This window comes from Paenibacillus sp. FSL K6-3182, from assembly GCF_037976325.1.
GTDB lineage: Bacteria > Bacillota > Bacilli > Paenibacillales > Paenibacillaceae > Pristimantibacillus.
In genome coordinates, this window is sequence record NZ_CP150265.1 from 3,226,254 (window position 1) to 3,251,959 (window position 25,706).

The 25,706-nt window shown below is 48.6% G+C and carries 26 protein-coding genes; 21 read left to right on the forward strand and 5 right to left on the reverse strand.

Translation table 11 applies throughout. From position 1 onward, the window contains the following. Positions 1–7: 7 nt before the first annotated feature. The 14 genes from MHH56_RS13885 (at position 8) to spoVM (ending at position 13,672) form a co-directional block, all read left to right on the forward strand. Positions 8–148 (forward strand): hypothetical protein, encoded by a 141-nt coding sequence (locus MHH56_RS13885; RefSeq protein ID WP_339208831.1) that lies wholly within the window; start codon positions 8–10, stop codon positions 146–148. Continuing rightward, positions 93–617, forward strand: a complete 525-nt coding sequence (locus tag MHH56_RS13890) for a YfiT family bacillithiol transferase (protein WP_339208833.1) — start codon at positions 93–95, stop codon at positions 615–617. The genes MHH56_RS13885 and MHH56_RS13890 overlap by 56 nt, the downstream gene beginning before the upstream one ends. A gap of 256 nt (positions 618–873) precedes the next feature. Then, positions 874–2,085, forward strand: a complete 1,212-nt coding sequence (coaBC, locus tag MHH56_RS13895; RefSeq protein WP_339209593.1) for a bifunctional phosphopantothenoylcysteine decarboxylase/phosphopantothenate--cysteine ligase CoaBC — start codon at positions 874–876, stop codon at positions 2,083–2,085. Then, on the forward strand, positions 2,085–4,577 hold the full coding sequence (gene priA, locus MHH56_RS13900) for a primosomal protein N' (protein ID WP_339208834.1): 2,493 nt from the start codon (positions 2,085–2,087) through the stop codon (positions 4,575–4,577). The genes coaBC and priA overlap by 1 nt, the downstream gene beginning before the upstream one ends. A 42-nt stretch (positions 4,578–4,619) precedes the next feature. Next, positions 4,620–5,105: a peptide deformylase gene (gene def / locus MHH56_RS13905; RefSeq protein ID WP_218639590.1), complete on the forward strand. Its 486-nt coding sequence runs from the start codon at positions 4,620–4,622 to the stop codon at positions 5,103–5,105. A 4-nt stretch (positions 5,106–5,109) separates the two neighbouring features. Continuing rightward, positions 5,110–6,066, forward strand: a complete 957-nt coding sequence (gene fmt / locus MHH56_RS13910) for a methionyl-tRNA formyltransferase (RefSeq protein ID WP_339208835.1) — start codon at positions 5,110–5,112, stop codon at positions 6,064–6,066. After that, complete coding sequence (gene rsmB, locus MHH56_RS13915) at positions 6,063–7,577, forward strand: 16S rRNA (cytosine(967)-C(5))-methyltransferase RsmB (RefSeq protein WP_339208836.1); 1,515 nt, start codon at positions 6,063–6,065, stop codon at positions 7,575–7,577. The genes fmt and rsmB overlap by 4 nt, the downstream gene beginning before the upstream one ends. 101 nt (positions 7,578–7,678) lie before the next feature. Further along, on the forward strand, positions 7,679–8,725 hold the full coding sequence (rlmN, locus tag MHH56_RS13920; RefSeq protein WP_076268270.1) for a 23S rRNA (adenine(2503)-C(2))-methyltransferase RlmN: 1,047 nt from the start codon (positions 7,679–7,681) through the stop codon (positions 8,723–8,725). A gap of 7 nt (positions 8,726–8,732) precedes the next feature. Continuing rightward, positions 8,733–9,494, forward strand: coding sequence for a Stp1/IreP family PP2C-type Ser/Thr phosphatase (locus MHH56_RS13925; protein ID WP_076268271.1), 762 nt, complete (start codon positions 8,733–8,735; stop codon positions 9,492–9,494). Positions 9,495–9,499: 5 nt separating this feature from the next. Next, positions 9,500–11,608, forward strand: a complete 2,109-nt coding sequence (gene pknB, locus MHH56_RS13930) for a Stk1 family PASTA domain-containing Ser/Thr kinase (protein WP_339208837.1) — start codon at positions 9,500–9,502, stop codon at positions 11,606–11,608. Continuing rightward, positions 11,559–12,533, forward strand: coding sequence for a ribosome small subunit-dependent GTPase A (rsgA, locus tag MHH56_RS13935; protein WP_339208838.1), 975 nt, complete (start codon positions 11,559–11,561; stop codon positions 12,531–12,533). The genes pknB and rsgA overlap by 50 nt, the downstream gene beginning before the upstream one ends. Positions 12,534–12,538: 5 nt before the next feature. Continuing rightward, positions 12,539–13,183 (forward strand): ribulose-phosphate 3-epimerase, encoded by a 645-nt coding sequence (gene rpe, locus MHH56_RS13940; RefSeq protein WP_339208840.1) that lies wholly within the window; start codon positions 12,539–12,541, stop codon positions 13,181–13,183. A gap of 11 nt (positions 13,184–13,194) precedes the next feature. Beyond that, a complete protein-coding gene (locus MHH56_RS13945) occupies positions 13,195–13,470 on the forward strand; it encodes a hypothetical protein (RefSeq protein WP_076268274.1) in 276 nt (91 codons plus the stop codon). Between the two features lie 121 nt (positions 13,471–13,591). Further along, entirely contained in the window at positions 13,592–13,672 is an 81-nt protein-coding gene (spoVM, locus tag MHH56_RS13950; protein ID WP_010345573.1) for a stage V sporulation protein SpoVM, read from the forward strand. Positions 13,673–13,771: 99 nt separating this feature from the next. On the opposite strand, the gene rpmB is transcribed toward spoVM, so the two are convergent. Beyond that, positions 13,772–13,960: a 50S ribosomal protein L28 gene (rpmB, locus tag MHH56_RS13955; protein ID WP_053375639.1), complete on the reverse strand. Its 189-nt coding sequence runs from the start codon at positions 13,958–13,960 to the stop codon at positions 13,772–13,774. 293 nt (positions 13,961–14,253) lie between these two features. On the opposite strand from rpmB, the gene MHH56_RS13960 reads away from it, so the two are divergent. From MHH56_RS13960 to MHH56_RS13980, 5 genes are all read left to right on the forward strand, one after another. Next, a complete protein-coding gene (locus MHH56_RS13960) occupies positions 14,254–14,613 on the forward strand; it encodes an Asp23/Gls24 family envelope stress response protein (protein WP_076268275.1) in 360 nt (119 codons plus the stop codon). A gap of 56 nt (positions 14,614–14,669) precedes the next feature. Beyond that, positions 14,670–16,397: a DAK2 domain-containing protein gene (locus MHH56_RS13965; RefSeq protein ID WP_339209594.1), complete on the forward strand. Its 1,728-nt coding sequence runs from the start codon at positions 14,670–14,672 to the stop codon at positions 16,395–16,397. 33 nt (positions 16,398–16,430) lie between these two features. Next, entirely contained in the window at positions 16,431–17,285 is an 855-nt protein-coding gene (locus MHH56_RS13970) for a DegV family protein (RefSeq protein WP_339208841.1), read from the forward strand. Positions 17,286–17,292: 7 nt separating this feature from the next. Further along, positions 17,293–19,344: an ATP-dependent DNA helicase RecG gene (gene recG, locus MHH56_RS13975; protein ID WP_076268278.1), complete on the forward strand. Its 2,052-nt coding sequence runs from the start codon at positions 17,293–17,295 to the stop codon at positions 19,342–19,344. Between the two features lie 70 nt (positions 19,345–19,414). Then, positions 19,415–19,702, forward strand: coding sequence for a stage VI sporulation protein F (locus MHH56_RS13980; RefSeq protein WP_076268279.1), 288 nt, complete (start codon positions 19,415–19,417; stop codon positions 19,700–19,702). Between the two features lie 64 nt (positions 19,703–19,766). On the opposite strand, the gene MHH56_RS13985 is transcribed toward MHH56_RS13980, so the two are convergent. Further along, positions 19,767–20,462 (reverse strand): SOS response-associated peptidase, encoded by a 696-nt coding sequence (locus MHH56_RS13985; RefSeq protein WP_339208842.1) that lies wholly within the window; start codon positions 20,460–20,462, stop codon positions 19,767–19,769. Between the two features lie 168 nt (positions 20,463–20,630). Here MHH56_RS13985 and MHH56_RS13990 point away from each other — a divergent pair, with 168 nt between their 5' ends. Further along, positions 20,631–21,926 carry a DUF2515 domain-containing protein gene (locus MHH56_RS13990; protein WP_339208843.1) on the forward strand — a complete coding sequence of 432 codons (1,296 nt, stop codon included), beginning with the start codon at positions 20,631–20,633 and terminating at the stop codon, positions 21,924–21,926. 189 nt (positions 21,927–22,115) lie between these two features. On the opposite strand, the gene MHH56_RS13995 is transcribed toward MHH56_RS13990, so the two are convergent. From MHH56_RS13995 to MHH56_RS14005, 3 genes are read right to left on the reverse strand one after another with little or no spacing between them, the layout of a single operon-like run. After that, positions 22,116–22,442: a YolD-like family protein gene (locus MHH56_RS13995; RefSeq protein WP_339208844.1), complete on the reverse strand. Its 327-nt coding sequence runs from the start codon at positions 22,440–22,442 to the stop codon at positions 22,116–22,118. After that, positions 22,439–23,704 carry a DNA polymerase IV gene (locus tag MHH56_RS14000; protein WP_339208845.1) on the reverse strand — a complete coding sequence of 422 codons (1,266 nt, stop codon included), beginning with the start codon at positions 23,702–23,704 and terminating at the stop codon, positions 22,439–22,441. Before MHH56_RS14000 ends, MHH56_RS13995 begins: the two co-directional genes overlap by 4 nt. Beyond that, positions 23,694–23,903 (reverse strand): hypothetical protein, encoded by a 210-nt coding sequence (locus tag MHH56_RS14005; RefSeq protein WP_339208847.1) that lies wholly within the window; start codon positions 23,901–23,903, stop codon positions 23,694–23,696. Before MHH56_RS14005 ends, MHH56_RS14000 begins: the two co-directional genes overlap by 11 nt. Positions 23,904–24,143: 240 nt before the next feature. Between MHH56_RS14005 and MHH56_RS14010 the strand changes: the two genes are divergently transcribed. Beyond that, positions 24,144–25,691 (forward strand): spore germination protein, encoded by a 1,548-nt coding sequence (locus MHH56_RS14010; protein WP_339208848.1) that lies wholly within the window; start codon positions 24,144–24,146, stop codon positions 25,689–25,691. The last annotated feature ends 15 nt before the right edge of the window (positions 25,692–25,706 follow it).

Below are 25,706 nucleotides of genomic sequence, written 5' to 3' on the forward strand. Positions count from 1 at the left end.
AATGTGAATGGATTACTTAGAATTTTCTGCCGCATATGATATGATAGAAGCAGTGTTTGCAGGTGCAGGACGAATGAACAGGAGGGAACGGAATGGACAAATTACGTTATCCAATTGGCAGGTACTCGTTCGAGGGAATGACGGTTAAGCAGCGTGAACAATGGATTGTAGAGATTGAGAAGCTCCCAGGACAGCTAAGAGCAGCTTTGGCAGATTTGGATGAAGACATGTTGAATACGTCTTATCGAAGCGGCGGATGGAGCTTGCGCCAGGTAGTTCATCATTTGGCAGATGCATCGATGAATAGTTTCACACGATTCAAGCTTGCCCTGACGGAGTCCAATCCGACGATTAAGCCTTTTAACGGGGAACGCTGGGCAGAAACCGCTGACAGCCTGCAAGCATCGACAGAGATCAGCTTAGCGATTGTAGAGGGTATTTATGCGCGCTGGGTATTGCTGCTTCGTTCAATGAATGCTTCAGATTTCGAAAAAATGTTCTATCATCCAGAGAAGGGCAGTCAAATTGGATTAGCTTATTTTCTTGGATTTGTAGCTTGGCACGGCAAACATCATGTTGCCCAAATTACAAGCTTAAGGGAACGCAAGGGTTGGTAGCACAATTCGTAATTATCAATGACAAATAAAGTTACACATTTCAAATAATATAACATGATAAGCTAGATACTTATTATGCGGCTTATCATTTTATCGCGTAACGAGCTTATCTGCCATTGGGCGGCTTCTGCCGTTTGCATTTGAAATATAAAAATTGATGTTAACATATTGTGAAAGCAGTTTATATTTCATCATGAAACGGGCTATTGCCGCCAAAGGATGGGTTTTGCTGTTTACGCTTGACGGGAGATACACCATGCTAAAAGGAAAAACAATTATACTCGGCATCACAGGCGGAATTGCAGCCTATAAAGGCGCAGCGCTTTGCAGCAAGCTGGTGCAGGCGGGCGTTAATGTGAACGTCATCATGACTGAATCGGCAACAAAATTTATAACGCCGCTCACGTTGCAAACGTTATCTCGCAATCCCGTATATATCGATACGTTTGATGAGAGAGATCCAGCGGTAGTTTCTCATATTCATTTGGCAGATCATGCGGATTTAATCGTCATTGCTCCGGCTACAGCTAATGCAATAGCAAAGCTAGCCGGAGGTCACGCTGATGATATGCTTAGCACAACGCTGCTTGCTGCTACTTGTCCGGTACTCATAGCGCCAGCGATGAATGTACATATGTATGAGCATCCAGCCGTTGTCCATAATTTGGAGCTGCTGGCGTCGCGCGGCGTGATGTTTGTTGAGCCTGGCACTGGGCAGCTCGCATGCGGCTATGTTGCCAAAGGACGCCTTGCTGAACCGGAAGATATCGTAGCTGCAATCGACTCGTGGTTTAGCAAAAACGGTAAGCTAAAAGGGAAAAAATTGCTTGTTACCGCGGGTGGAACGATTGAGCGACTGGACCCGGTAAGATATTTGACCAATGACTCGTCAGGCAAGATGGGCTTTGCAATTGCTGAGGCAGGGCTGATGATGGGCGCTGATGTAACTTTAGTTGCGGGCCGTACCTCAGCAGAGCCTCCTGCAGGTGTGAAGGTCATTCATGTGGAGTCCGCGCAGCAAATGCTTGAAGCTGTTACGAGCATCTATGACGACATGGATATTGTCGTGAAATCGGCAGCGGTAGCCGATTATCGAGCGGCACATGTGAGCGATCAGAAGATGAAGAAAAAAGGCGAGAAGCTCGTACTCGAGCTAGAGCGTACAAAGGATATTTTGGAGACATTGGGACAGCACAAGCAGAAGCAGTTTCTTGTTGGTTTTGCTGCAGAAACGGAGCAGATCGAGCATTATGCGATGGACAAGCTGCGCCGCAAGCATTGCGACCTCATTGTTGCTAATGATGTAAGCAAGGACGGAGCGGGCTTTAACGGAGATACCAATATTGTGCAAGTATATGGCGCAGAAGGACTTGTGGAGAAGATGCCGCTATTGTCTAAGCGTGAGGTTGCGAATCGCTTGCTGGAGTTGATTGCAGGACGGCTAGTGTCTCCTGGAGGGAACGGCTAATGATTGCTAAAGTAATTGTTGACGTGCCGAGCCGCCAGACGGATCGGCCGTTTGACTATGAAGTGCCTGCAGCCTTTGAAGATTGGATTGAGGTCGGCAGCCGCGTTGGCGTTCCTTTTGGCGGCCGCGTCTTGCAAGGATTTGTCACGGAATTGTCGGAGACGACAGATGTTGCTATAAATCGATTAAAATCGATTTCAGAGCTGCTCGATCATGTTCCGCCTTTATTGCCGGATCTTATTGAACTTGCGAAATGGATGAGCGATAAATATTGCTGCTCATGGACGACAGCGCTTCAGGCTATGATTCCGGCAGCCTTGAAGGGAAAGGCTGAACGGCTGGTTGGCATTCAAGACGAAGAAGCAGCAATGGTGGATCTGCCGCCAGCTATGCTGGAGTGGCTAGGCAGCAGTGGACAGCTTGTTAAACTTGAAGTGCTGCTGGAGCGTTTTCCTGAGCATGCAAAGGCCGTTAAGGCTGCTCTTCGCGAAGGTGTGCTGGTCGAACAAACTTCAATTCGCGATCGACTTGCTGTACGCAAGGTGCTGACCGTATATGTGCCAGATAATGTGGAGGCTGTACGCGTACAGATGGAAGCCTTGCCTTCTCGTGCGGCTAAGCAGCGTGAAGTTCTTGCCTTTATGCTGGAGCATGGCGGACCACTGGCGATGCAGCAGCTGCTCGCTTTGGCAGGGGGCTCTGCGGCAAGTGTTCGTTCACTCGCAGAGAAAGGGCTGCTTGAGCTTAGAGAGGTAGAGCAGCAGCGCGATCCTTATGCGGGTAGAGAATTTGAACGAACGACTCCGCTAGAGCTGACAGAAGGCCAGAAAGATGTTTATGACCGTATCGTTAGAGCTGTTGATGCGGGCGAGCCTCAGACGATGCTGCTGCATGGCGTAACGGGAAGCGGGAAAACGGAAGTTTATTTGCAGTCGATTCAATTTTGCTTGGAGCAGGAGAAGCAGGCCATTGTACTCGTTCCTGAAATTTCACTGACGCCCCAAATGGTTGAGCGTTTTAAAGGACGGTTTGGCGACGCAGTTGCTGTGCTGCATAGCCGGCTTTCGAATGGCGAGCGATACGATGAGTGGCGAAAAATTCGCAGCCGCCAAGTTCAGGTAGCCATTGGCGCACGCTCCGCTATTTTTGCACCTTTTGAACGAATTGGGCTTATTATAATTGATGAAGAACATGAATCCTCCTATAAACAGGAGGAAAGTCCGAAGTATCATGCACGTGATGTGGCGGTCAGAAGAGCGAAGCAGCATGGAGCGGCAGTCGTTCTTGGTTCGGCAACGCCATCGCTGGAATCCTTTGCAGCGGCTAGCCGGCCGCTGTCTGCCCGTGACGAAGGCCGCGAGCCGGCATTGCTGCCAATGCCTAGCCGTGTTGGCGACAGACCGCTTCCGCCGGTTGCCGTTATCGACATGCGCGAGGAGCTGAAGGAAGGCAACCGCTCGATGTTCAGCCGCTTGCTTCACAGCTCGCTTGCTGATAGGCTCGAGCGCGGAGAGCAATCGGTGCTGCTTCTAAATAGACGCGGTTACTCAACATTTGTGATGTGTAGGTCTTGCGGCTATACTGCAGCTTGTCCCCACTGCGATATTTCATTGACCTATCATCAGAAATCACGGGCGCTGCGCTGCCACTATTGCGGGCATGCCGAGCAGGCCCCAACCACATGTCCTTCTTGTCAAAGCGAGCATATTCGTTATTTTGGAACTGGAACGCAGCGGGTTGAGGAAGAGCTCTCGAAGCTGTTCCCGGGCATTCGTGTTATTCGCATGGATGTGGATACAACTACAGAAAAGAATTCGCATGAAAAGCTTCTGAAGCAGTTTGGCGAGCGTAAAGCGGATGTATTGCTCGGTACGCAAATGGTAGCGAAAGGTCTTGATTTTCCTTTTGTTACTCTAGTTGGCGTAATTGCTGCCGATACATCGCTTAATTTACCTGATTTTCGCGCAGCAGAACGAACGTTTCAATTGCTTACACAGGTTGCGGGACGTGCAGGCAGGCATCATTTGCCAGGTGAAGTCGTCATTCAAACCTATGCTCCCGAGCATTATGCAGTAGTGACCGCTCAGCAGCATGATTACACTGCTTTTGTAAGTGAAGAGCTGCGTCATCGCAGTGCAATGGGCTATCCGCCTTATTGCAGACTGATTCTCGTTACGATGTCTCATGAGCAGCTGCCGCTGCTATCTTCCATTAGTGAACGATTTGCTTCTGATCTGCGAGAATTAGCGGAAAATGAAGGCGTCCTTATTTCGCTAAGCAGCGGTTTTGGTCGAGCGCTAGAGGTGCTTGGACCAGTAGCATCGCCAATTTCGAGAATGAAAGATCGCTACCGTTTTCAATGTGTGATAAAATATCGTGGGAGTATCGATGCTTCGGCCCTTGTTCGCAAGGCACTCGTCCCGTTTACGGATGGTCCGCCGCAGCGCCAGGTGCAATTCAGTATTGACGTAGATCCACAAGTTATATTATAAATAGCTATTACTATTTTAATGAACGTAAAGGAAGGGAATACTATGAGTATCCGTATAATTGTAAAAGAGCCAGATCCGGTATTGCGGGAAGTGGCGAAGGAAGTAACGAAATTTAATGCAAACTTGCAAAAGCTGTTAAAAGATATGGCTGAAACGATGTACGATGCAGAGGGAGTAGGTCTTGCTGCGCCGCAAATCGGCATCTCGAAGCGTGTTATTGTAGTAGATGTAGGCGATGAGAATGGTTTGGTCGAGATGGTTAATCCCGTCATCGTAGAGCAAGAAGGAGAGCAGCTTGGTCCTGAGGGCTGCCTTAGCATTCCGAATCTTAATGGCGACGTGCTGCGTGCTGATCGCATTGTGGTAACCGGACAAGACAGCAGCGGACAGACGTTTACCGTTCAAGCATCTGGTTACTTCGCTCGCGCGTTCCAGCATGAAGTTGATCATTTGAACGGCATTTTGTTTACCGATTTGGCGGAGAGCATCTACGACATTTCGGAAAGAGCTAGAAAAGGCGGCGAATAGCTTCATGCGTATCGTATTTATGGGGACGCCAGAATTTGCCGTTCCCTCTTTGAAGCTGCTCCTTGAGCAGCAATATAATGTTGTCGCTGTTGTAACACAGCCTGATCGGCCGAAGGGCCGCAAAAAAACGCTGACGCCGCCGCCTGTAAAGGAAGCGGCGTTGTCGCTTGGACTGCCAGTGCTCCAGCCTGAGCGCATGCGCAGTGCGGAGGCGGTTGCAATGGTTGCTGAGATGCAGCCGGATCTGATTGTAACGGCAGCCTACGGTCAAATATTGCCGAAGGCGCTGCTGGAAATCCCTCGACTTGGATGCATCAACGTGCATGGCTCGCTGCTGCCGAAATATCGCGGCGGCGCACCTATACAGCGGTCGATCATAAATGGCGAGAGTTCAACTGGCGTGACGATTATGTATATGGCAGAAGGACTGGACACGGGCGATATGATTAGCGTCGTGGAGCTTCCAATTACTGATGAGGATACATCAGGCACAATGTTTGAGAAGCTGAGCATCGCAGGTGCTGAACTGCTTGGCAAGACGCTTCCTGCTATCGTTGCTGGAGAAGTAAAAGCCGAGCCGCAGCAGCACGAGCAAGCAACCTATGCACCGAATTTGACACGCGATGATGAACGAATTGATTGGACAAGACCTGCGCGTGCCATCTTTAATCAGGTACGAGGTTTGTCGCCAATGGCCGGCGCCTTTACGTACTTAAACGGAGAAGTATTCAAAGTGTGGAATTGCGGAGTTCCTTCGGCAGCCACAGCAGCTAATGCTGCTGCTGAGCCAGGGACCGTAGTTGCAGCAGACAGCAGCGGCATTCACGTTCAAACGGGTGAAGGCGTACTAGTGCTGAAAGAAATTCAGCCCGCTGGAAAAAGAACGATGACCGCAGCAGATTGGCTTAAGGGTGCACGCTTAGAAGCGGGCACACGATTAGGAGATGGTGGAGCAGCATGACGGAAAGTACACAAAAACCAAGTCCAAATCGCAATAGCAGCAATCGAGCAAAAGGAAAATCCGGAGCGAAAGCTGGTCATAAACGACCTGCTGCCGGCGGGCAGTCTGCTCAAAACGGCCAGCAGCAGCCGGCACCGCGAAAGGTGAAATCTCTCCGTGAGCTGGCAATGGATACATTAGTAAAGGTCGCACAAACCGGTGCATACAGCAATTTGCAGCTTAATCGCACATTGCAGGATGCAGGTTTGCAGAGAGCGGACGCTGGGCTTGTTACCGAGCTTGTTTACGGCACGATTCAGCGACAAGTGACGCTTGATTACTGGCTTAGCCGCTTTGTATCCAAAGGGCTGAATAAGCTTGAGCCTTGGGTACATCAGCTGCTTCGAATGAGTGCTTATCAGCTATTGTACTTAGATCGAATTCCGGCACATGCTGCTGTGAATGAAGCGGTTACGATTGCAAAGAAACGCGGACATTCAGGTATTTCAGGTATGGTTAACGGCGTGCTCCGCAGTATCGATCGCGGACGAGCTGAGCTGCAGCCAGCTGAAATTAAACATAAAGATCCAATTATGCAAATTGCGCTGCGGCATTCCTATCCAGAATGGCTCGTAAGCCGCTGGTCTACGGCTTACGGTTATGAGCAGGCAGAAGCTATCTGCGCTGCGGGCAATGAACATCCGCATACAAGCGTTCGCGCTAATACACTAAGGGGCACTCGTGAAGAGGCGATCGAGCTTCTAAAAGCAGCAGGATATGAGGCTGAGCCTTCTGTCATTGCTCCTGCAGGTATTACGATTAATCGCGGAGGCAATCTGGCCGATACAGACGGATTCCGCGAGGGTGTTTGGTCGGTACAGGATGAAAGCTCCATGCTGGTAGCTGAAGTTGTAGCGCCAAAAGCCGGCATGCAAGTGCTGGATTGCTGCGCGGCACCAGGTGGAAAGAGCGCGCATTTGGCAGAACTGATGGGCGGCAAAGGCAAGGTTTGGGCGAATGATTTGCATGCGCATAAACGTGATTTAATTGTGACGCAAACCGAGCGCTTGAAGCTTCGTAATGTTGAAGCGATTACCGAAGATGCTCTCAAATTAGGCGAGCGCTTCAAACCGCAATCGATGGATGCCGTGCTGCTTGACGCACCATGCTCTGGATTCGGCGTTATTAGACGTAAACCAGAAATCAAATGGACTAAAACCGCAGGTGATGTATCGGATATCGCTGCCATTCAACAGCGTTTATTGCATTCAGTATGTGATTTAGTGCGCCCTGGCGGTGTGCTTGTTTATAGCACATGTACGATAGAGAAGGAAGAAAATGAGCAGCAAGTAGCTCGGTTTCTGCAGGAGCATCCTGAATTTGAATTGGATCGCAATTGGCCAGAAGCTATCGTTGATCAGTTGATGAAAGCTGGAGCCATCGATGAGCATTTTAATGGTCAAGCTCAGCTGCTTCCACAGCATTTTGACAGTGATGGATTTTTCATAGCAAGGATGGTAAAGCGTCCATAATCGCTGCTTATGGCTGAACATGGGCGTTTGTGGTAAAATAAATCGATGGCGGTGTTCAGCTTCTATGAGCCGTCCTACTATAAAGGTACAGGTGTGATGAAATGAAACCATGCATATATGACTACACGCTCGAACAGCTTCAACAATGGATGACAGATAATGGTGAGCCGGCATTTCGCGGCGGACAGCTGTTTGATTGGTTATATGTGAAGCGGGTAAAGAGCTTTGAAGATATGTCCAACCTATCGAAAGCCCTTCGCGATAAGCTGGAGGAGAACTTCCAAATTATTACGCTTAATGAGATTACAAAGTTTGAATCGAAGGACGGAACCGTGAAGTTTCTATTCGGACTTCATGATGCCCACGCGATTGAGACTGTTATTATGCGCCATAACTACGGCAACAGTATTTGTGTAACTACACAGGTCGGCTGCCGAATCGGATGTACGTTTTGTGCTTCGACGCTTGGCGGCTTGAAACGCAACTTGACTGCGGGCGAGATCGTAGCGCAGGTTGTTACAGCGCAGATGATGCTTGATGCTACCGGAGAACGTGTATCCAGCATCGTTATTATGGGTTCTGGAGAGCCGTTCGAAAACTATGATGCAACGATGGCTTTCTTGCGTATTATGATCCACGAGAAAGGCCTTAACATCGGTCAGCGTCACATTACGGTTTCGACTAGCGGCATCGTGCCGAGCATGTACAAGTTTGCCGAGGAGAATACACAAATCAACTTGGCACTATCGATCCATGCACCAAATGATGCGCTTCGCTCAAAGCTAATGCCGGTTAACCGTCGTTTTCCTTTTGCTGATGTAATGGCAGCTTGCCATAACTATATTGCGAAGACTGGCCGGAGAATAACATTTGAATACGCCTTGATCGGCGGTGTTAATGATCAAGCTGAGCATGCGCAGGAGCTGGCAGACGTGCTGCAAGGAATGCTTTGCCATGTTAACTTGATACCTGTAAACCATGTCCCTGAACGCAATTATGTTCGGACTCCGCGCGAGGACATCTTTGAATTCCAGCGTGTACTTGAGAAAAATAAAGTGAGTGTAACGATCCGCAGGGAACAAGGGCATGACATTGCAGCTGCATGCGGCCAATTAAGAGCAAAACATATGGAGTCTCAGGCGAGGTGATGATTGATTGTTAACGGCAAACCGCAGTGATATTGGACGGGTTCGTCATGTCAATGAAGACCAATCATGGGTAAGTCAACTGAATAATGGAGTAACGCTTGCCATCGTAGCTGATGGCATGGGCGGCCATCAGGCTGGAGACGTTGCAAGCCAGAGAGCAGTTGACGCTTTCCGAAGCATGCTGGAGAAAAGCGCCGCTAAAGAGGACTTGTCTCTGCAAGAAGGAAAAATGCTCATAAGACAAGCGATTTCGCAGGCGAATGACGCTGTCTTTGAGCTTGCTTCCCAGAACGAGCAGTATCGGAATATGGGTACTACGATCGTGGCCGCTTTAGTGAAACAGGACAACGCTATTATTGGCCATGTGGGAGACAGTCGCGCTTACAAGATTACCGAGGGCGTCATTACACAATTAACGAATGATCATACACTTGTGAATGAATTGGTCAAGTCTGGCCAGCTTAGCGCAGAGGAGGCTGCTCACCACCCAAGGCGCAACGTACTGACTCGCGCAGTTGGTACGGATTCTCAAGTTGAAATCGATGTTCAAGCGGTAGAATGGTCCGCACAGGACGTGCTGCTGCTGTGCAGCGATGGATTATCAAATATGGTGAGCGATCAGGAAATGCTGCAAACGGTCACGACGGATCAACTTGAGCTGGATGCAAAAGCTGATCATCTCATTTCGCTTGCGCTGCAAGCAGGCGGGGACGACAATATAACTGTCGTACTTCTCCAAGAAGCAGCTGGCACGAATCGAGAGGGGTGACAAGGATGATTGGACAGGATTTAGGCGGACGTTATGAAATATTGACTCGCATAGGCGGCGGCGGGATGGCGCTTGTGTATAAAGCGCATGACGTGCTGCTAAATAGAAAAGTCGCAGTGAAGGTGCTGCGGCAGCAATTTGTGCATGATGAAGAATTTATTCGCCGATTCCGTCGTGAAGCACAGTCAGCAGCTGCGCTATCTCATCCGAATGTCGTCAGCATTTATGATGTAGGACAAGAAGAAGATACGCATTATATCGTTATGGAATATATTGAAGGCCATAATTTGAATGAAATTATACAAGAACGAGCGCCGTTGCAGCCAGATGAAGCGGTGCGCATTGCTATGCAAATTGCAGATGCGCTTGATCACGCGCATCAAAATCACATTATTCATCGTGATATTAAGCCGCATAATATATTAATTGGCAAAAATGGTCGTGTAAAGGTTACGGATTTTGGTATCGCAAGGGCGGTTACTTCATCCACGATTACACAGACAGGCTCGGTTATCGGATCGGTTCACTATTTTTCCCCTGAGCATGCCAAAGGAATTAATACCGGAGAAAAGTCTGACTTATATTCGCTCGGCATCGTGCTCTATCAAATGCTGACAGCTAAGCTGCCGTTTCTTGGCGAGAGCCCAATCAGCGTAGCTTTGAAGCATTTGCAAGAAAATTTCGAGGAGCCGCGAATCGTTAATCCGCATATTCCGCAAAGCGTTGAGAATGTTATTCTCAAAGCGATGCGTAAAAATCCAAGTGAACGTTATAATTCAGCACATGAAATGCTGCTAGATTTGGATACCTGCCTTCGTCCCGATCGGTTGAAGGAACCCAAAATTACATTCGCACATGTTAATGATTTGGAAGAGACGCGAGTGATGCCTGCTATTCGTGGCGATATTCGGCCAACAGAAACAACACAAGAGATCGCGCGGCCTGTCAACTCGGCAAATGATGAGCAGCAAAAAGAAGTTGAATTGCAGCCAAAGTCCAAGAGCTGGAAAAAACCGCTTACTGTCGTAGGTGTTACACTGCTCATACTGGCGATTATTATATTTGGCTTCATCAAACTTCTTGGGGTGCTTGATGTTGCAGAAGTAGACGTGCCTACTGTCGTAGGCAAAACCGAAATTGAAGCGCGTCAAATGATTGAGGGCGCGGGGCTTAAGATAGAAGATCCAACCATTCGCGAGCATAACAAGGAAATTCCGAAGGATCAGGTTATAAGTCAGTCAAAGATGAATATGCGAGTCAAAGAAGGCTCTCTAATTCAATTAACGGTGAGTGATGGACCTGAGCTGGAAGAAATTGATAATTATGTTGGGAAAGCGCTGCAGACCGCTATTGATGAGCTTATTGCACTGGGGATAACAGAGGATCAAATCGTAATTGAAGATCCTATTTTCAGTGAAGAAGCTCCAGATACGATCATTCAGCAGTCGCCAAAACCGGGTGAAGCCTACAATCCTGAATCGGTTGAATTTAAATTCGTGGTCAGCAAAGGCCGCGAGACCGTTGAGATGCCTAACTTAATTAACAAGCCGCTTGATGTAGCCAAGGATTTAATCAAAGCATACGAGCTTACATTAGACAAAGCTGATATTTTGTATGCTTCGAGTTATTTGCATGAGAAGGATCATGTCATTAGCCAAAGTCCATTCCAACCTAATGAGAAAGTAACCAAAGGGGAAAAAATTACAATCACTGTCAGCTCAGGGCCGCCAGCCGATGCGAAAGAGCATAAGTTTAATATTATGATTTCACCGGCGGAAGCAGGCAAAGCAAGTGAAGTTCGAATTGAATACTCCGATGCACGCGGTGAAAATATCGTATCAGAGAAACGTAAAATTACAGGAATGGAAACCTTCGTAGTTACCGTTCTTGTCTCACCGGATACGGAAGCCAGAGTAACGGTATTCCGAGACAATCAGTTTATTGATATCAAAACAATTACGTACAAAGAAATAGTCAATGGCACGAATTCATCCAATTTGACTATTCCGGGTAATGAAGTGAAGGAAACAGAAGCGCCGACACAAACGGAGGTTACCCAAAACAATGATGAGCCAATCGAAGAAGAGCAGCAGCAAGAGCAGCAACAGCCATAATAGCAAAGAGGGTCATCTCAAAGGCACGATAGTAAAAGCGCTCAGTGGTTATTACTACGTAAGGGCGGAGAATGCGGCGTCGGACTCGGCAACAGTCCAATGCCGCGCTAGAGGCGTCTTTAAGAATAAGGGCTTAACGCCGCTTGTAGGCGATGCAGTGATGTATAGCTTGACGGAGAACGGTGAAGGAACCGTCGAGGAGCTGCTGCCTCGTACATCAGAGCTTATTCGACCGCCAGTTGCGAATATCGATCTTGCGATTCTTGTGTTTTCGGTTACAGAGCCTGCTCTCAATTTGCAATTGCTGGATAAGTTCCTTGTGCATATCGAGCATGCAGGCATACCAGCAGTATTATGCTTAAGCAAGCAGGACTTAGAGAAAGACGGTTTGGAAACGGAGGAGGCGCAAGCTGCGGCTGCCTCCGTTAATCGTATATACAGAGCACTTGGATATGAAGTGTTCGGGACAAGCTCTCGTTTGGGAGAAGGCATTGCTCCATTTCAAGAAAAGCTGAAAGGACATATGGCCGTATTTGCTGGACAATCAGGCGTAGGCAAGTCATCACTGCTTAATGCGATCGTTCCTGGTCTTAAGCTGGAGACAAATGAAATCAGCAATCGTCTTGGACGAGGCAAGCATACAACGAGGCATGTGGAGCTTATTGAAATTGGAGGCGGCTTAGTCGCTGATACACCAGGTTTCAGCCAGCTGGACTTTCAGGAGCTGGGAATCGAAGATTTAGGTTATTGTTTTGTAGAAATGCGCGAGCTGTCTCCCGATTGTAAATTCCGTGGGTGCACGCATGTAAGTGAACCAGGCTGCGCCGTGCTTGCTGCGGTTGAGAGCGGGAAAATAGAAAAAAGCAGGCATGACCACTACTTGCTGTTTTTGACGGAGATGAGAGAGAAAAAACGGAGGTACTAACAACTATGACGATTATTGCCCCTTCCATATTATCGGCCAACTTTGCAAGGCTAGGAGAGGAAGTTCAAGCTGTCGAAGCGGCAGGAGCAGATTGGATTCACATCGACGTGATGGACGGTCATTTTGTCCCCAATCTAACTTTTGGACCGCCGGTCATTTCAGCTATCAGGCCTGTGACGAAGCTTCCTTTTGATGTGCATTTGATGATTGAACGTCCGGAACTTTCAATTGAGGACTATATTGCAGCAGGCGCGGACCGCATTACTATTCATGCTGAAGCTTGCGTGCATTTGCATAGAACCGTCCATTACATAAGAGAAAAAGGGCTGCCTGTGGGCGTAGCAATTAATCCGGCAACACCTGTATCTATGCTGGAGCCTATTTTGCATGATCTTGATCTCGTGCTTATTATGACGGTTAACCCTGGATTTGGGGGTCAGAAGTTCATTCCTTATTCGCTTGTGAAGCTGCGCCAGCTTCGTGCGATGCTGGAGGAGCAGGGACTAGATGATGTTCATGTACAGGTTGACGGTGGTGTTAATCAAACAACGGCAGCAGTCATTCGTGAAGCTGGCGCTAATGTGCTCGTGGCAGGAAGTGCCGTGTTCTCAGAGGTAGACCGAGCCGCGGCAATCGCGGTATTGCGCTAGGAGGTACTGCGATGAATGAACGGTTGAAAACAACACTCTGGCTGTTGATGTATACATTTCTTGCCGGACTGCTGCTAGCGCTATTCTCGATGATATCGGATTTTTATCGGTATCTCTTCTCGCTCCTCGCATTGTACGTGGGCATTCGCTTTTTCCGGAGATTTGAAAAGCTAGGAATGCGAATCGCTTTTTTCGCGCTATCGATCGTATTTTATTTACTAATTGCTGTCGTTGGAGCGGCTATTATATACATAAGAGATAATCCAATGCCAATAACGGGCGCATAATAGGCTTTCCCCTCAGACGCACTATGGAATAGGACAAACTGACGACGCATAGGATGTTTACATGAGCGTAGTAATGTTGTCACGGATAAATTCGATGAGCGTGTCTGAGGAGGGATGAGGCATGAAATTTTATACAATCAAACTGCCTAAATTTTTGGGCGGGTTCGTAAAGGCGATTTTGAATACCTTCCAAAAAAATTAGGTCTAGATGCTGCAGGACACCCTTCGGCCGTGATCGTAGAAAAGCAAAAAAAAAAGCACCTGAGCGCTCAGGTGCTTTTGTCTATGGCCATTGCCATCATTATACGCGTGTAACTTTACCAGCTTTAAGTGCGCGTGTGCTAACATAAACACGTTTCGGTTTACCATCAACCAAAATGCGAACCTTTTGCACGTTTACGCCCCAAGAACGACGAGTTTTGTTGTTTGCGTGGGAAACGTTGTTACCTTTACCAGGTGCTTTACCTGTAAGAAAACATTTGCGGGACATGACTACACCTCCTTTAAATCTTGCTTGAACAAAACGGATTCCATTAATATGGCTTCGTTATGCGTGAGGAAAATTTCATTCGTAAGCGAAATAACATTTAAACACACTTGAATATCGTATCACAAACATTGGTTCTGTTCAACCTAAATATAAGGACAAGGATGTTCTTTATCGCTTTTAAAGCGAGCAACCATGCAGAATAACTGGATTTATTGAACAGACTTCTATAAAGGAGCCGTTTATAGTACAATAATACTTAGTCCATAATACATACAGTAAGGGAGTGTATTTCCATGCCAATGCAGCTAAGCACAGAATTAGGTTCCATACATGTCTCAGACCATTGCATAGCCATTATTGCGGGCTCTGCGGCCATGGATTGTTATGGACTTGTCGGGATGGCTTCACGCAAACAGCTAAAGGACGGAATTGCCGAGTTGCTCGGACGAGACAATTTGACTCGCGGCGTTGAAGTTAGACGAGTAAATGAAGAATTGCATATTGATCTCTACATCATCGTAAGCTATGGAACAAAAATTTCCGAGGTAGCGCATAACATTCAATCCAAGGTAAAATATGTGCTGAACGACGTAATCGGTCTACAAGTGGAAGAAGTCCATATAATTGTGCAGGATGTCAGGGTACTTAAGTAACAGGGAGGGAAATTTCGTTGAGTAAGCGCTTTATAAACGGATCTGATTTTACCGCAATGGCACTGCTCGGCGCGGATTATTTACAGCGAAACGCAGAGCACGTTAATGCATTAAATGTATTCCCAGTGCCGGATGGCGACACGGGAACAAACATGAACTTAACGATGTCCTCAGGCGTTCGCGAGCTGCGCAGCAAGCCGTCAAGCAGCATTGGAAAAACGACAGAAGCCTTATCTAAGGGGCTGCTGATGGGGGCTCGGGGCAATTCCGGCGTTATCTTGTCACAGCTGTTCAGAGGTTTCTCCAGGTCGCTTGCCGGTCTTGAAGAAGCGGGAACGGTGCAAATAGCCGCTGCTTTGCAATACGGTGTTGACCTCGCTTATAAAGCTGTCGTAAAGCCTGTAGAAGGAACGATTCTTACCGTTGCCAAGGAAGCTGCGAAGCATGCCGTTCAGTACGCCCGTAGAACGAGTGACGTGGCTGAGTTGATGCACGAGGTGCATCAGAAGGCATATGAAGCTTTGCAGCGTACGCCTGATTTATTGCCTGTACTAAAGCAGGTTGGCGTAGTCGATTCTGGCGGACAAGGTCTCGTGTTTATTTATGAGGGCTTCGTACGCAGCCTAGCAGAAATCGATGGCCAGCTTGATGCTTATTCGATGCCGTCAGAAGCAGCTCCACCTGAAGAAGTGGCTGTTCCTATTATCGTGCCACCAATTCGCAAGCAAGAGCCGATCTCGGCACAAGCACGCTTAGCGACGGAAGCTATTGAATTTTTATACGATATGGAATTTTTTATCAATCGCAAGCTAAGCGGACAAGCGGGAGCGTTTTTTGATGAATCCGCTTACAAACGTGCTCTTGGGAAAGATGGAGACTCTATATTGGTCATAACAGAAGACGATATTATTAAAGTTCATGTACACTCTCGCAAACCGGGAGACGTACTGAACCTATCGCTTCCTTACGGAGAATTAACCGATATTCATATTCTTAATATGCGCGAGCAGCATCGTGATTTGCTTGAGCATGAGGCAGAGGATTCAGCCGTTGTTGACTATTCTGCAGCAGAACTGCTTGCAGGGCAGGCCGTACAAGGAGTTCCGCCTGGTCAAGTATTTGAATGGGCGCCGTTTGGAATTATCGCTGTTGCTCTAGGCGAGGGGATTACGAACATTTTCCTCGAGAATGAAGTGGATACGGTATTGTCTGGCGGTCAGACGATGAATCCGAGCACAGAAGATTTTGTGAAGGCGATCGAGGCTCTGTCAGCAGAGCATATCTATATATTACCGAATAACGGAAATATTATTTTGGCAGCTGAACAAGCTGCTGAGCTTAGCGAGCGGAATGTTACGATTATCCCAACTCGCACGATACCTCAAGGTTTAGCAGCAGTACTTGCTTTTAAGGATGACGAGACGGCTGAACGCAATAGCGCATGGATGAAAAACGCTGCTGAGCAGGTTATGTCGGGACAAGTAACAAAGGCTGTGCGAGATACGACCATTGAAGGTGTGGATATTCGCGAGGGCGATTACATCGGCATTAAAGAAAAAACGATAGTTGTATCCAAAGCAAACTTGCTCGAAGCCTGCCAATCCCTCATTGCGAACATGCTCGATACAGGCGGAGATTTGCTGACGATTTTGTCAGGTGAGGATGCGGAAGCGACCGAAACGGCGTCGTTATGCGAATGGATCGGGGAGCAGTATCCTGATCTGGAGCTTGAATTGCAAAAAGGCGGACAACCGCTGTATCCGTATGTTTTTGCTTTGGAGTAAATGTAATCGTTCTAACAATGGGAGGAAATGGCCATGGGAAAGGTCCGAATAGTAACGGATAGCACATCTGATATTCCGGAAGAGGTCAAGAAGCGCTTGGGGATATCGGTAGTTCCCCTTAAGGTGCTGTTTGGCGAGGAGACGTTTCTAGATGCGGTGACGATTACGTCCGAACAATTCTACGAGAAGCTTGCGCAGTCATCTGTTCTTCCTACAACATCTCAGCCATCACCAAACGAGTTCTCAGAAGTATATGAGCGCTTGATTGCGGAGGACGCTGATTCACCTATTATTTCTATTCATTTGTCGGCCGCGCTCAGCGGTACGTATCAATCGGCTGTCATTGCTCATTCCATGCTCGAGCAAGAAGCGGATATTACGATAATCGATTCTAAATCTGCTTCATACGGGTTCGGACTACGTGTTGTGAGAGCTGCCGAAATGGCACAAGCAGGCGAATCGAAAGAACGGATTATCGAAGAGATTGAGCGGCTTGAGCGCAGTACTAATTTATACTTTCTAGTCGATACGTTGGAATATTTGCAAAAGGGCGGACGAATTGGCAAAGCATCCGCGTTGATCGGTTCAATACTCAACATAAAGCCTATCTTATCTTTGGACAAAGAAGGGGTTGTGCTAGCTGTAGATAAAGTGCGCGGCTCTAAGAAGGCGATGGCTCGTATCATTGAATTATTGAAACAAACGTATGGCGATGAGCCGGTCGGTATGACGATGGCTTACTCTTTCAGTAAAGACACAGCTGAGGATTTGTGTGAGCTATTGAAAGCCCAGTTCAATGTACAAGAAATGAACTGGACGACGGTAGGTGCTGTTATCGGCACGCATACGGGACCTGGCACATCGGCCGTGTTTATGTACAGGATGTGATCGTAAAATGACACTTGATCAAATTTCTGTTCGGCAAATCAAAGGCGTGAGTGCTCCCAAGGAATTGGAGCTTCACGCCTTTGGCGTGAGAACAGTGGCGGATATACTTGATTATTTTCCATTTCGCTATGAGGATTATCGCATTCGGGAGCTGACCGATGTAAAGGAAGGCGAGAAGGTGACCGTTCTAGGACATGTCCGAGGCATTCCTATGCTGCAGCGATATGGAAAAAGTAAATCAAGATTAACATGCAAGGTTGAGGTTGGACAGTGGCTCGTGACGGCAGTCTGGTTTAATCGGCATTTTCTGCAGGACCAGCTTGTCATTGGCCGTGAGATTATGCTTACGGGCAAGTGGGAACAGCAGCGCCTGCAAATGACGATATCGGACTCGGAGTTTCCTGGCAGCGGCGGACCGGCTAAATCGGGAACACTGCAGCCGGTTTATTCGGTAGGCGGAAGCATCACACAGCCTTGGATGCGGAAGACCGTGCGTCAAGCGTTGACGCAATATGGGTCGATGATTGAAGAGATTTTGCCGTTTGAGCTTGTGGAGCAGCATCATTTGATGCCCAGACGCGACGCGGTGCATCGCATTCATTTGCCGGATGATACGAAGGAAGGGCTGCAGGCGCGCAAACGATTGGTATATGAGGAGCTGTTTCTGTTTCAGTTGAAGCTCCAAGCGTATCGGGCTCTTAATCGCAAACGGAATGATGGCATCGCACATCGGATTGAGAGTGAGACGATTCGTCAATTTGCCGCAACCCTTCCGTTTGAGCTGACAGATGCCCAGAAGAAGGTCGTTAATGAAATTTGTGTCGATATGAGAAGGCCGTCCTGCATGAATCGGCTGCTTCAAGGCGACGTTGGCTCCGGCAAAACGGTTGTGGCAGCTATTGCACTGTATGTTGCGGTGAAATCAGGTCATCAAGGGGCTTTGATGGTGCCAACAGAAATACTGGCTGATCAGCACATGCGCTCGCTTACAAAAATGTTCGCAGAGCTCGGAATTGAGGTTGCTCTTCTGACGGGAAGTGTAACAGAGCGCAAACGCAGGGATGTGCTTGCGGGGCTTCAAATGGGCATGATTGATATCGTCGTTGGAACGCATGCTCTAATTCAGGACGATGTTTTTTTTCGGAGCCTTGGGCTCGTCGTTGTGGATGAACAGCATCGTTTCGGCGTCAATCAGCGGAGCGTGCTGCGGCGCAAAGGGATGAACCCTGATGTGCTTACGATGACAGCAACGCCGATTCCGAGAACGATGGCGATTACCGCATTCGGCGATATGGACGTGTCGACGATTCGCGAGCGGCCGCATGGGCGCAAGCCGATTAAGACGTATTGGGTTAAGCACAGCATGATGGAGCGTGTGCTCGCTTTTATAAGGAAAGAAGTAAACAAGGGGCGTCAAGCTTACATCATCTGCCCGCTGATCGAGGAGTCGGAGAAGCTCGATGTGCAAAATGCGATTGATCTGTATGTGCAAACGCAGCAGTCGTTTCCAGATTTGCGGGTAGGCCTGCTGCATGGACGCCTTTCAGCTGCGGAGAAGGAAAGCGTGATGGGTGCTTTTGGCGCAAATGAAACGCATGTGCTTGTGGCGACGACGGTCGTTGAGGTAGGTGTCGACGTTCCTAATGCGACACTTATGATCATTATGGATTCGGAGCGATTCGGATTATCCCAGCTGCATCAGCTGCGAGGACGTGTAGGGCGGGGAGAGCATCAATCGCATTGTATATTAGTAGCCGATCCGAAATCAGAAACGGGACGCGAGCGAATGAAGGTCATGACGGACACGGATGACGGATTTGAAGTGTCTAAGCGGGATCTTGAGATTCGTGGTCCGGGCGATTTTTTTGGCACGAAGCAAAGCGGCTTGCCTGAGTTTCGTTTGGCTGACATGGTCGCTGACTATGAGCTGCTGGAGCTTGCTAGGGATGATGCTGCTGAATTAACAGGACGAGATGATTTTTGGACGAATGAGTCGTTCGTTAGATTGCGCAGCTTGCTGGAGCAGGATCAATTTTTTCAAGGGGAACAGCTGGACTAGGCAATATTCACCTCCTTTCGGCATATAGTTTAACGATGTGACTGGATTGCCTGATGGAGGTGTCAACGAAGTGAGTTACCAAAACTATGGGATTAAGCCTCAGCTGGTCGAGCGTGTTAAATACAAAATGAAAAACCCTGCTGTGAAGGAACGGATTAGGGACCTGCTAGGAAATGTGACCAAATACGATTTGCAAGACCGGCCAAAGGTTAGACGGCTTGTGAAAGCGGCGTCCGTTATTTTGCAGGAGCAGCTTACGGATACACAGGAAGACCAGATTGTTGCTTTCATTATGGCGCAAAAGATTGACCCGAACAACACGTTTCATTTGCTGAAACTGTGGGGGATGTTTCGCTGACCGCTTTGGTCAGCGATTTTTTTTTTTATTTGGCAATGGGAATATCGTTCTGCTTGGTTTGCTGCTACCATAGCTCGAGCTGCTCGTCCACTTCAATGCGCTCGATTAAAGAAGAGTCGTCGTTCCGGACGCTTCCGACTGCAAGGGAGACAGGGTAAGCTTCAAGCTCATGCGATGAGTATGGCTTAAGGAGTGGAGTGATCATCTTAACGTCCGTTACCGCGCGGTTCAGCCACAGCTGCTCAGCCTCGGGCCGCAAAATGACCGGCATGCGATCATGAACCTCGGAAACGAGCTCGTTTGGCGTAGTTGTTAGAATCGTACAGCTATTTATTTTGGTCCCTTCAGGAGAAATCCAGGTCTCGTACAGACCGGCCATGCTGAATAAGGAGCGGTTCTTAAGTACGAAGCGCATTGGCTGCTTGCCTTGTGTTGTCGTTTTCCATTCATAGAAACCATCGGCAGGGATGAGGCAGCGCTTGCGCTGCAGCGGGGCTTGAAAGGCAGGTTTGCTCGATGCTGTCTCTGATCGAGCATTCAGCATCTGGAAACCAATTTTCGGATCATCCGCCCATGGCGGCACAAGTCCCCACTTCAGCTCGCCTAGCCGATTATTTTGGCCATCATTTATAATGGTCAGCACCTGCTGGCTCGGAGCTATATTATATTTCGGACGGTGAAAAGGTACCATCGTTTCTTCAATCATATACCTAACCATCAGCTCTTCCAACGTAACTGTGAGTGTATACCTTCCGCACATGGCTGTCATCTCCTTTCTAATGCTTTTATTATACATCGTGTGCGCTCGAATCGCATATGTTGCATACACAGTATGACGAACTGCTCCGTGGCTGATACTGGATACTAGAGGGTTTAAACTAGGCAACAAGCTTGTATAGTCAACGACGCGATAGGAGGAGCACTGACAATGGACAAAAAGCATGAGGGACGGTCTTATCGCCGTACATTCGGTTACTGGCTAGGGCAGCTGCTCGCGCTCCCCAGCGCTGCGTTTGACTATGCAGTAGGCAAGTGGGGGGCAATGAGCGCATCGGATGCGATGATTGCGGAAGCAATACCACTGCAGCTTTCAGCTTCTTCCGTTGCAAAACTGAAGTATGCATGGTCGAAGCATTTTGAATCTGCGGATGCTTCAGCGGTGACAAGCTGGAATGAAGAGGAGCTTGCGCTAATTGAACGAATTCGCGCTGAGACTGCTGCTGCCAATCGGAATAACGTGACGAGAACGGAAGCTTATCGTATTTTGTATTTCCGCACTCCGGAGCTGCACTGGGCGCTGCTTGCGCATATGGTGTCCCGTAATGGCGGCTGGAATATGACTGACTTGCAAGGCGAGTGGCTTCCATGGCTGCTGAACTCGGAACAGCGGTTAGCTGTGTTTCGTTTTTTGGAGCAGGCGAATGCATTGATATTTCAAGATGCTTATCCGCAGCTGCTCTTGTATGAACGGAGCAGGCGCGAGGGGAGGAGCTTGTTCCATCTGCTGCCTGCTTTTGGCGTATCCTCGTTTATGGCGCCGGTCTGGAAGCAGTACTGGCGAGATCGTGACGCGGTGCCGCTCACGATCGCATTAATCGTTAATGAGCAGCATTATATCGAGCAGCGTGTTGTACAGCATCCCTTTTTTCGAGAGAAGGTGCTGCATACGTTATTTTTTGGTCTGCAATCGCTGCTTCAGCTGAACGGGGTTATTTTCCCCTATGGCAATGACCAGGGAAAAGGGGAAGGAGCGTTTGCGCTGCGGCTCTCTGGTCTTATTTTGGAGCGGTTTGAAAATATAGAAGAGAGAATTGAATTCGGCAAACGTTTATATGCGATGTTATTCGGTGTACCGCGCGTCTATGAAGGAGCTAGATCCTTCGCTGCTGCGGTTAAGCATACAGGCTCGCGTGCCGACTACGCGCCGCATATGTTTACGCGTGTACGTCAGCAGCCTCCACAGCCAATTTATAAGGAGCGTCTGCTGGGTGCACGGTTAAAGCCTGGTGCTGAGCCGCTTTACAGCCCAGAGCTTAGTGCAGCGTGGAACGATCAACCCCTTGAAATGCCGGAGCCTGGGGATTGGTTTACGTCCGTTGCCGATATTTCGCCTTATTTTCAAAAGCTGCCAATGCCGCATTCTTTTGAAATTACGAATGAATATGGGCTCATGCTTAACAAGATCGAATTGGCTGTTCTTGCGGTGCAGCGTGGCAATAAGTGAAGCCCCTGAACTTCGACACTTGTTGGCGGAGCTGGACGAGATCGAGGGAAGAGGCCAGAAGCGATACGAAATAATATCAAAGGAAAACAGGAACTGCTTCGTTGGCTCTCCTGCCAGTTGAGCAGTTCCTGTTCATGGATGATTCTACTTTAGGCTGCTTTGAGCGAAGCTATTGGAACAGGGCACTCCTTATTCCCAAGCTGCAGCGCCTTCAATATCGTAAATAGAGAACCATTCGCCATCGACCATGAAGCGGCCTTTCAGCTGATCTACGCGGTCGACGATTCCGCTGACGGTCAGTTCCTCTTGCGGATGAAATAACCGGAGCGTAATGGGCTGCCGCTGCTGCAGCGATTCTGTCACGGAGCGGGCTACATGTTCCCATTCCTGCTCATCTAGCTCCACCCGTTCACGCAGCCGCAATGTCTTCTCTTGCTCATTGATTGCGACTTTGTGCTCGGGCAGCATCATCCGGCTCGACTCCCAAAGTCCGTTGCCTTCAAGTTTTTTTCTCATTTGTAATGTCCTCCGATCTTCTCAGAGCGGTGCTGCGCTTGCCCCGCGTCCGTAATGGACACCGCTCTCAAAATAGTGGCATCCCCATATTTCCTCTTCAAGGCGTCCGTCGCCCGCTCAAGCGCCATCGTCTTCTCACGGTTCGGATCAAACAGGGAAAGCTGATATTCGTCATCCTGCGAAAATTGCGATAGGCTGACGCCAACCTTCCTTACGGGATAACCGTCCCAATGCCGCAGCATCAGCTCTACCGCGGCCCGATAAACCTGATTCGTGACGTTTGTCGGATCGTCCATCTTCATCTGACGGCTAAAGCCTGTAGGCCGATCATAATCGGCACCCATTAATCCGACGGAAACGACATGCCCCATATATCCTTTGCCTCGGCAGCGCTGGCAAACGAGCTCGGTCAGCTCAAGCAGTACAACTTTGATCTCCTCCAGCTTCCCATAGTCACGCGGGAGCGTCATCATATGCCCGATGGCCTTGGGCGCAACCTGATGTGTGCCCGGCGTTACGGGACTTTTGTCAATTCCGTTTGCGATGTTCCAATACAGCTCCGCGTTGATATCGGAGTTTTTGCCGAATTTACGGCGCATCATCAGCTTCAGCTTCTCAAGCGGCGTTGCCGCTAATTGGCCGATCGTCTCCAGTCCCATCGATTGGAAGTGCCTCGTCATCCGGCTGCCGACCATGAACATCTTGGAGACGGGCAAGGTCCAAAGCGTATCCTCAAGATTGTCTCTTGAGAGGGTGTAAATGCCTGCATCGTTTTTTTTCGCATAGTTGTCACAGGCCGTCTTAGCCAAAATTTTATTCTCCGCAATACCGAAACGGGTGTACACTCCAAGCTCTTCTTGGATGCGGGTTTGGATATGATGAGCCAGGTCATCCGGTGAGCCGTACAAATGCAGCGAGCCCGTCACATCGAGAAATTGCTCATCGATCGAATAAGGCTCGACGAGGTCTGTATAGGATTGATAAATGCTCGTAATCATCATAGAAACATCGATATACAGCTGCATGCGCGGTTTGATGATAATTAAATCCGGGCATTTCGCCAGCGAGTCTCCCAGCCGCTCAGCAGTCGTTACTCCAAATGACTTGGCGATCGGGCAAGCAGCCAGAATGATGCCGGAGCGTCGTTCGGGGTCGCCCGCAACAGCAACCGGCAGATGGCGATACTCGGGATGCTCCGCCTTCTCCACCGATGCATAAAACGATTGGCAATCCGCAAGCATAATGACTTTGTTAAGAGACATTTCGGCTCACCAGCTCTGCTGCTAATACATTTTCCGCAAGAAAGACGCGCTGTGCGCCGGAGTCTATACAAAAGGCTCTGACATAACCGTCTCTCACAGATAGGACACGAATCCTTCGTTTCGTAAACTTGCCTTTTTTGCTCATATAAATCACATCTACGACACAACCGACTAGGCTGAACCATTTTTCCATTGTCATGATGCATCTCCTCCATAACAAGAACGTTTGTTCTTATTATATACAGAACGCACGTTCTTATACTAGAGGTTATTTGTGGTTATTATTGACAAGGTTTGGTTGAGAACAGCTTCGCAGTCCGATTAGACGTACGAATAGCTATACGCAGGGCAGCATGAAAACCAATCACAAATAGGACAGTACATATTTACATCCATAATGCGCCAAAATAGAAGCAACATGGAAACGAAGGGTGCCGTTATGAACAAACAAAACACAGGTAGGCTAACAACGTTTAGTCCGTCGCTGCATGCGAATGTGAAAACCATTCGCGATTGCTTCGGCAACAGCACGGATATCGTAATCCGAATGTTTCGCAGCGATGCGGCTCCAGAACGTGAGATTGCCATTATTTATGTGGATGGAATCGTGAACTCACAAATCATTAATGAGAGTGTCATGGAGCCGTTAATGTCGATGAGGCTTCCGCAGCATGCTCATGTGAAAGGAAGCAAGCTGCTGGAAGCGCTTCGCAGCTGCGTCGTTTCAATCGGCTCGGTGCAGAGTGTGAACACATTGGAGCATGCACTCCAATATATGACGGACGGATTATGTGTCATTATGGCGGATGGCAGCGCGGAAGCGCTGACGGCGGATGTGAATGGCGGCGAACAGCGCAGTGTTACGATTCCTCAGACTCAGACCGTGATTCGTGGTCCGCAGCATGCTTTTGTAGAAAGTATTCAAACGAACATCAGCTTGGTCAGGCGCATAATTCGTTCCTCTGACCTTCATGTTCAAGTGCACAAGATCGGTCAGCAAACGCATACGAACGTGGCTGTCCTGTATTTGCACGGAGTAGCAGATGAAGGGATCATTAAGGAGGTTTACCGCAGACTAGCGGCAATCGAAATAGATGGTGTGCTTGAGAGTGGATACGTGGAAGAATTTATTCAAGATGAGACGTTCACACTGTTTCCAACACTTTCAAATACAGAGAGGCCGGATGCGGTTGCAGCAGCGCTGCTTGAGGGAAGAGTAGCGGTTATGGTCGACGGCTCCCCAATTGCTTTAATGGCTCCGACTACTTTTTTTACATTTTTCCAATCGCCAGAGGATTATTATCAACGATATGATATTGCATCATTCGTACGTATCATTCGTTACGGTGCCTACGTCATATCGATTCTTCTGCCTGCCTTGTATATCGCAGTTACGACCTTTCACCAGGAGATGCTTCCGACAACGCTGCTTATTAGTCTAGCGGCGCAGCGAGAAGGCATTCCGTTTCCAGGTCTGGTTGAAGCCTTGATAATGGAGATTACATTCGAGGTGCTGCGAGAAGCCGGATTGCGAATGCCGCGGGCGATTGGGCCTGCCATATCCATCGTCGGCGCTCTCGTACTCGGCCAGTCGGCTGTTCAGGCGGGCATCGTATCGGCAGGTATGGTCATCATCGTATCCTTCACGGCCATTTCAAATTTTGTTATGCCGGAATTCAATATGGCGGCTACCTCTCGCATTATCCGGTTTCTCTTTATGATTATGGCGGGTATTTTTGGGTTTTTCGGCATTTTTATTTCCGTGATGTTAATGCTGATCCATTTGGTATCACTGCGCTCCTTCGGAGTGCCATATATGTCTCCGCTGGCACCCGGTCCCACAAAACAAGGGCCTTGGCGAGATGTTTTTATAAGGCTGCCATGGTGGGCGATTGTGCTTCGGCCTCTAGATTTGAATCTGCGCAATCCAAAGCGGCGGCCGAACGGAAAAAAACCGCCGACACAGCGTCATTCCGATAAGGCGTAATGAAAGGGGGGATCT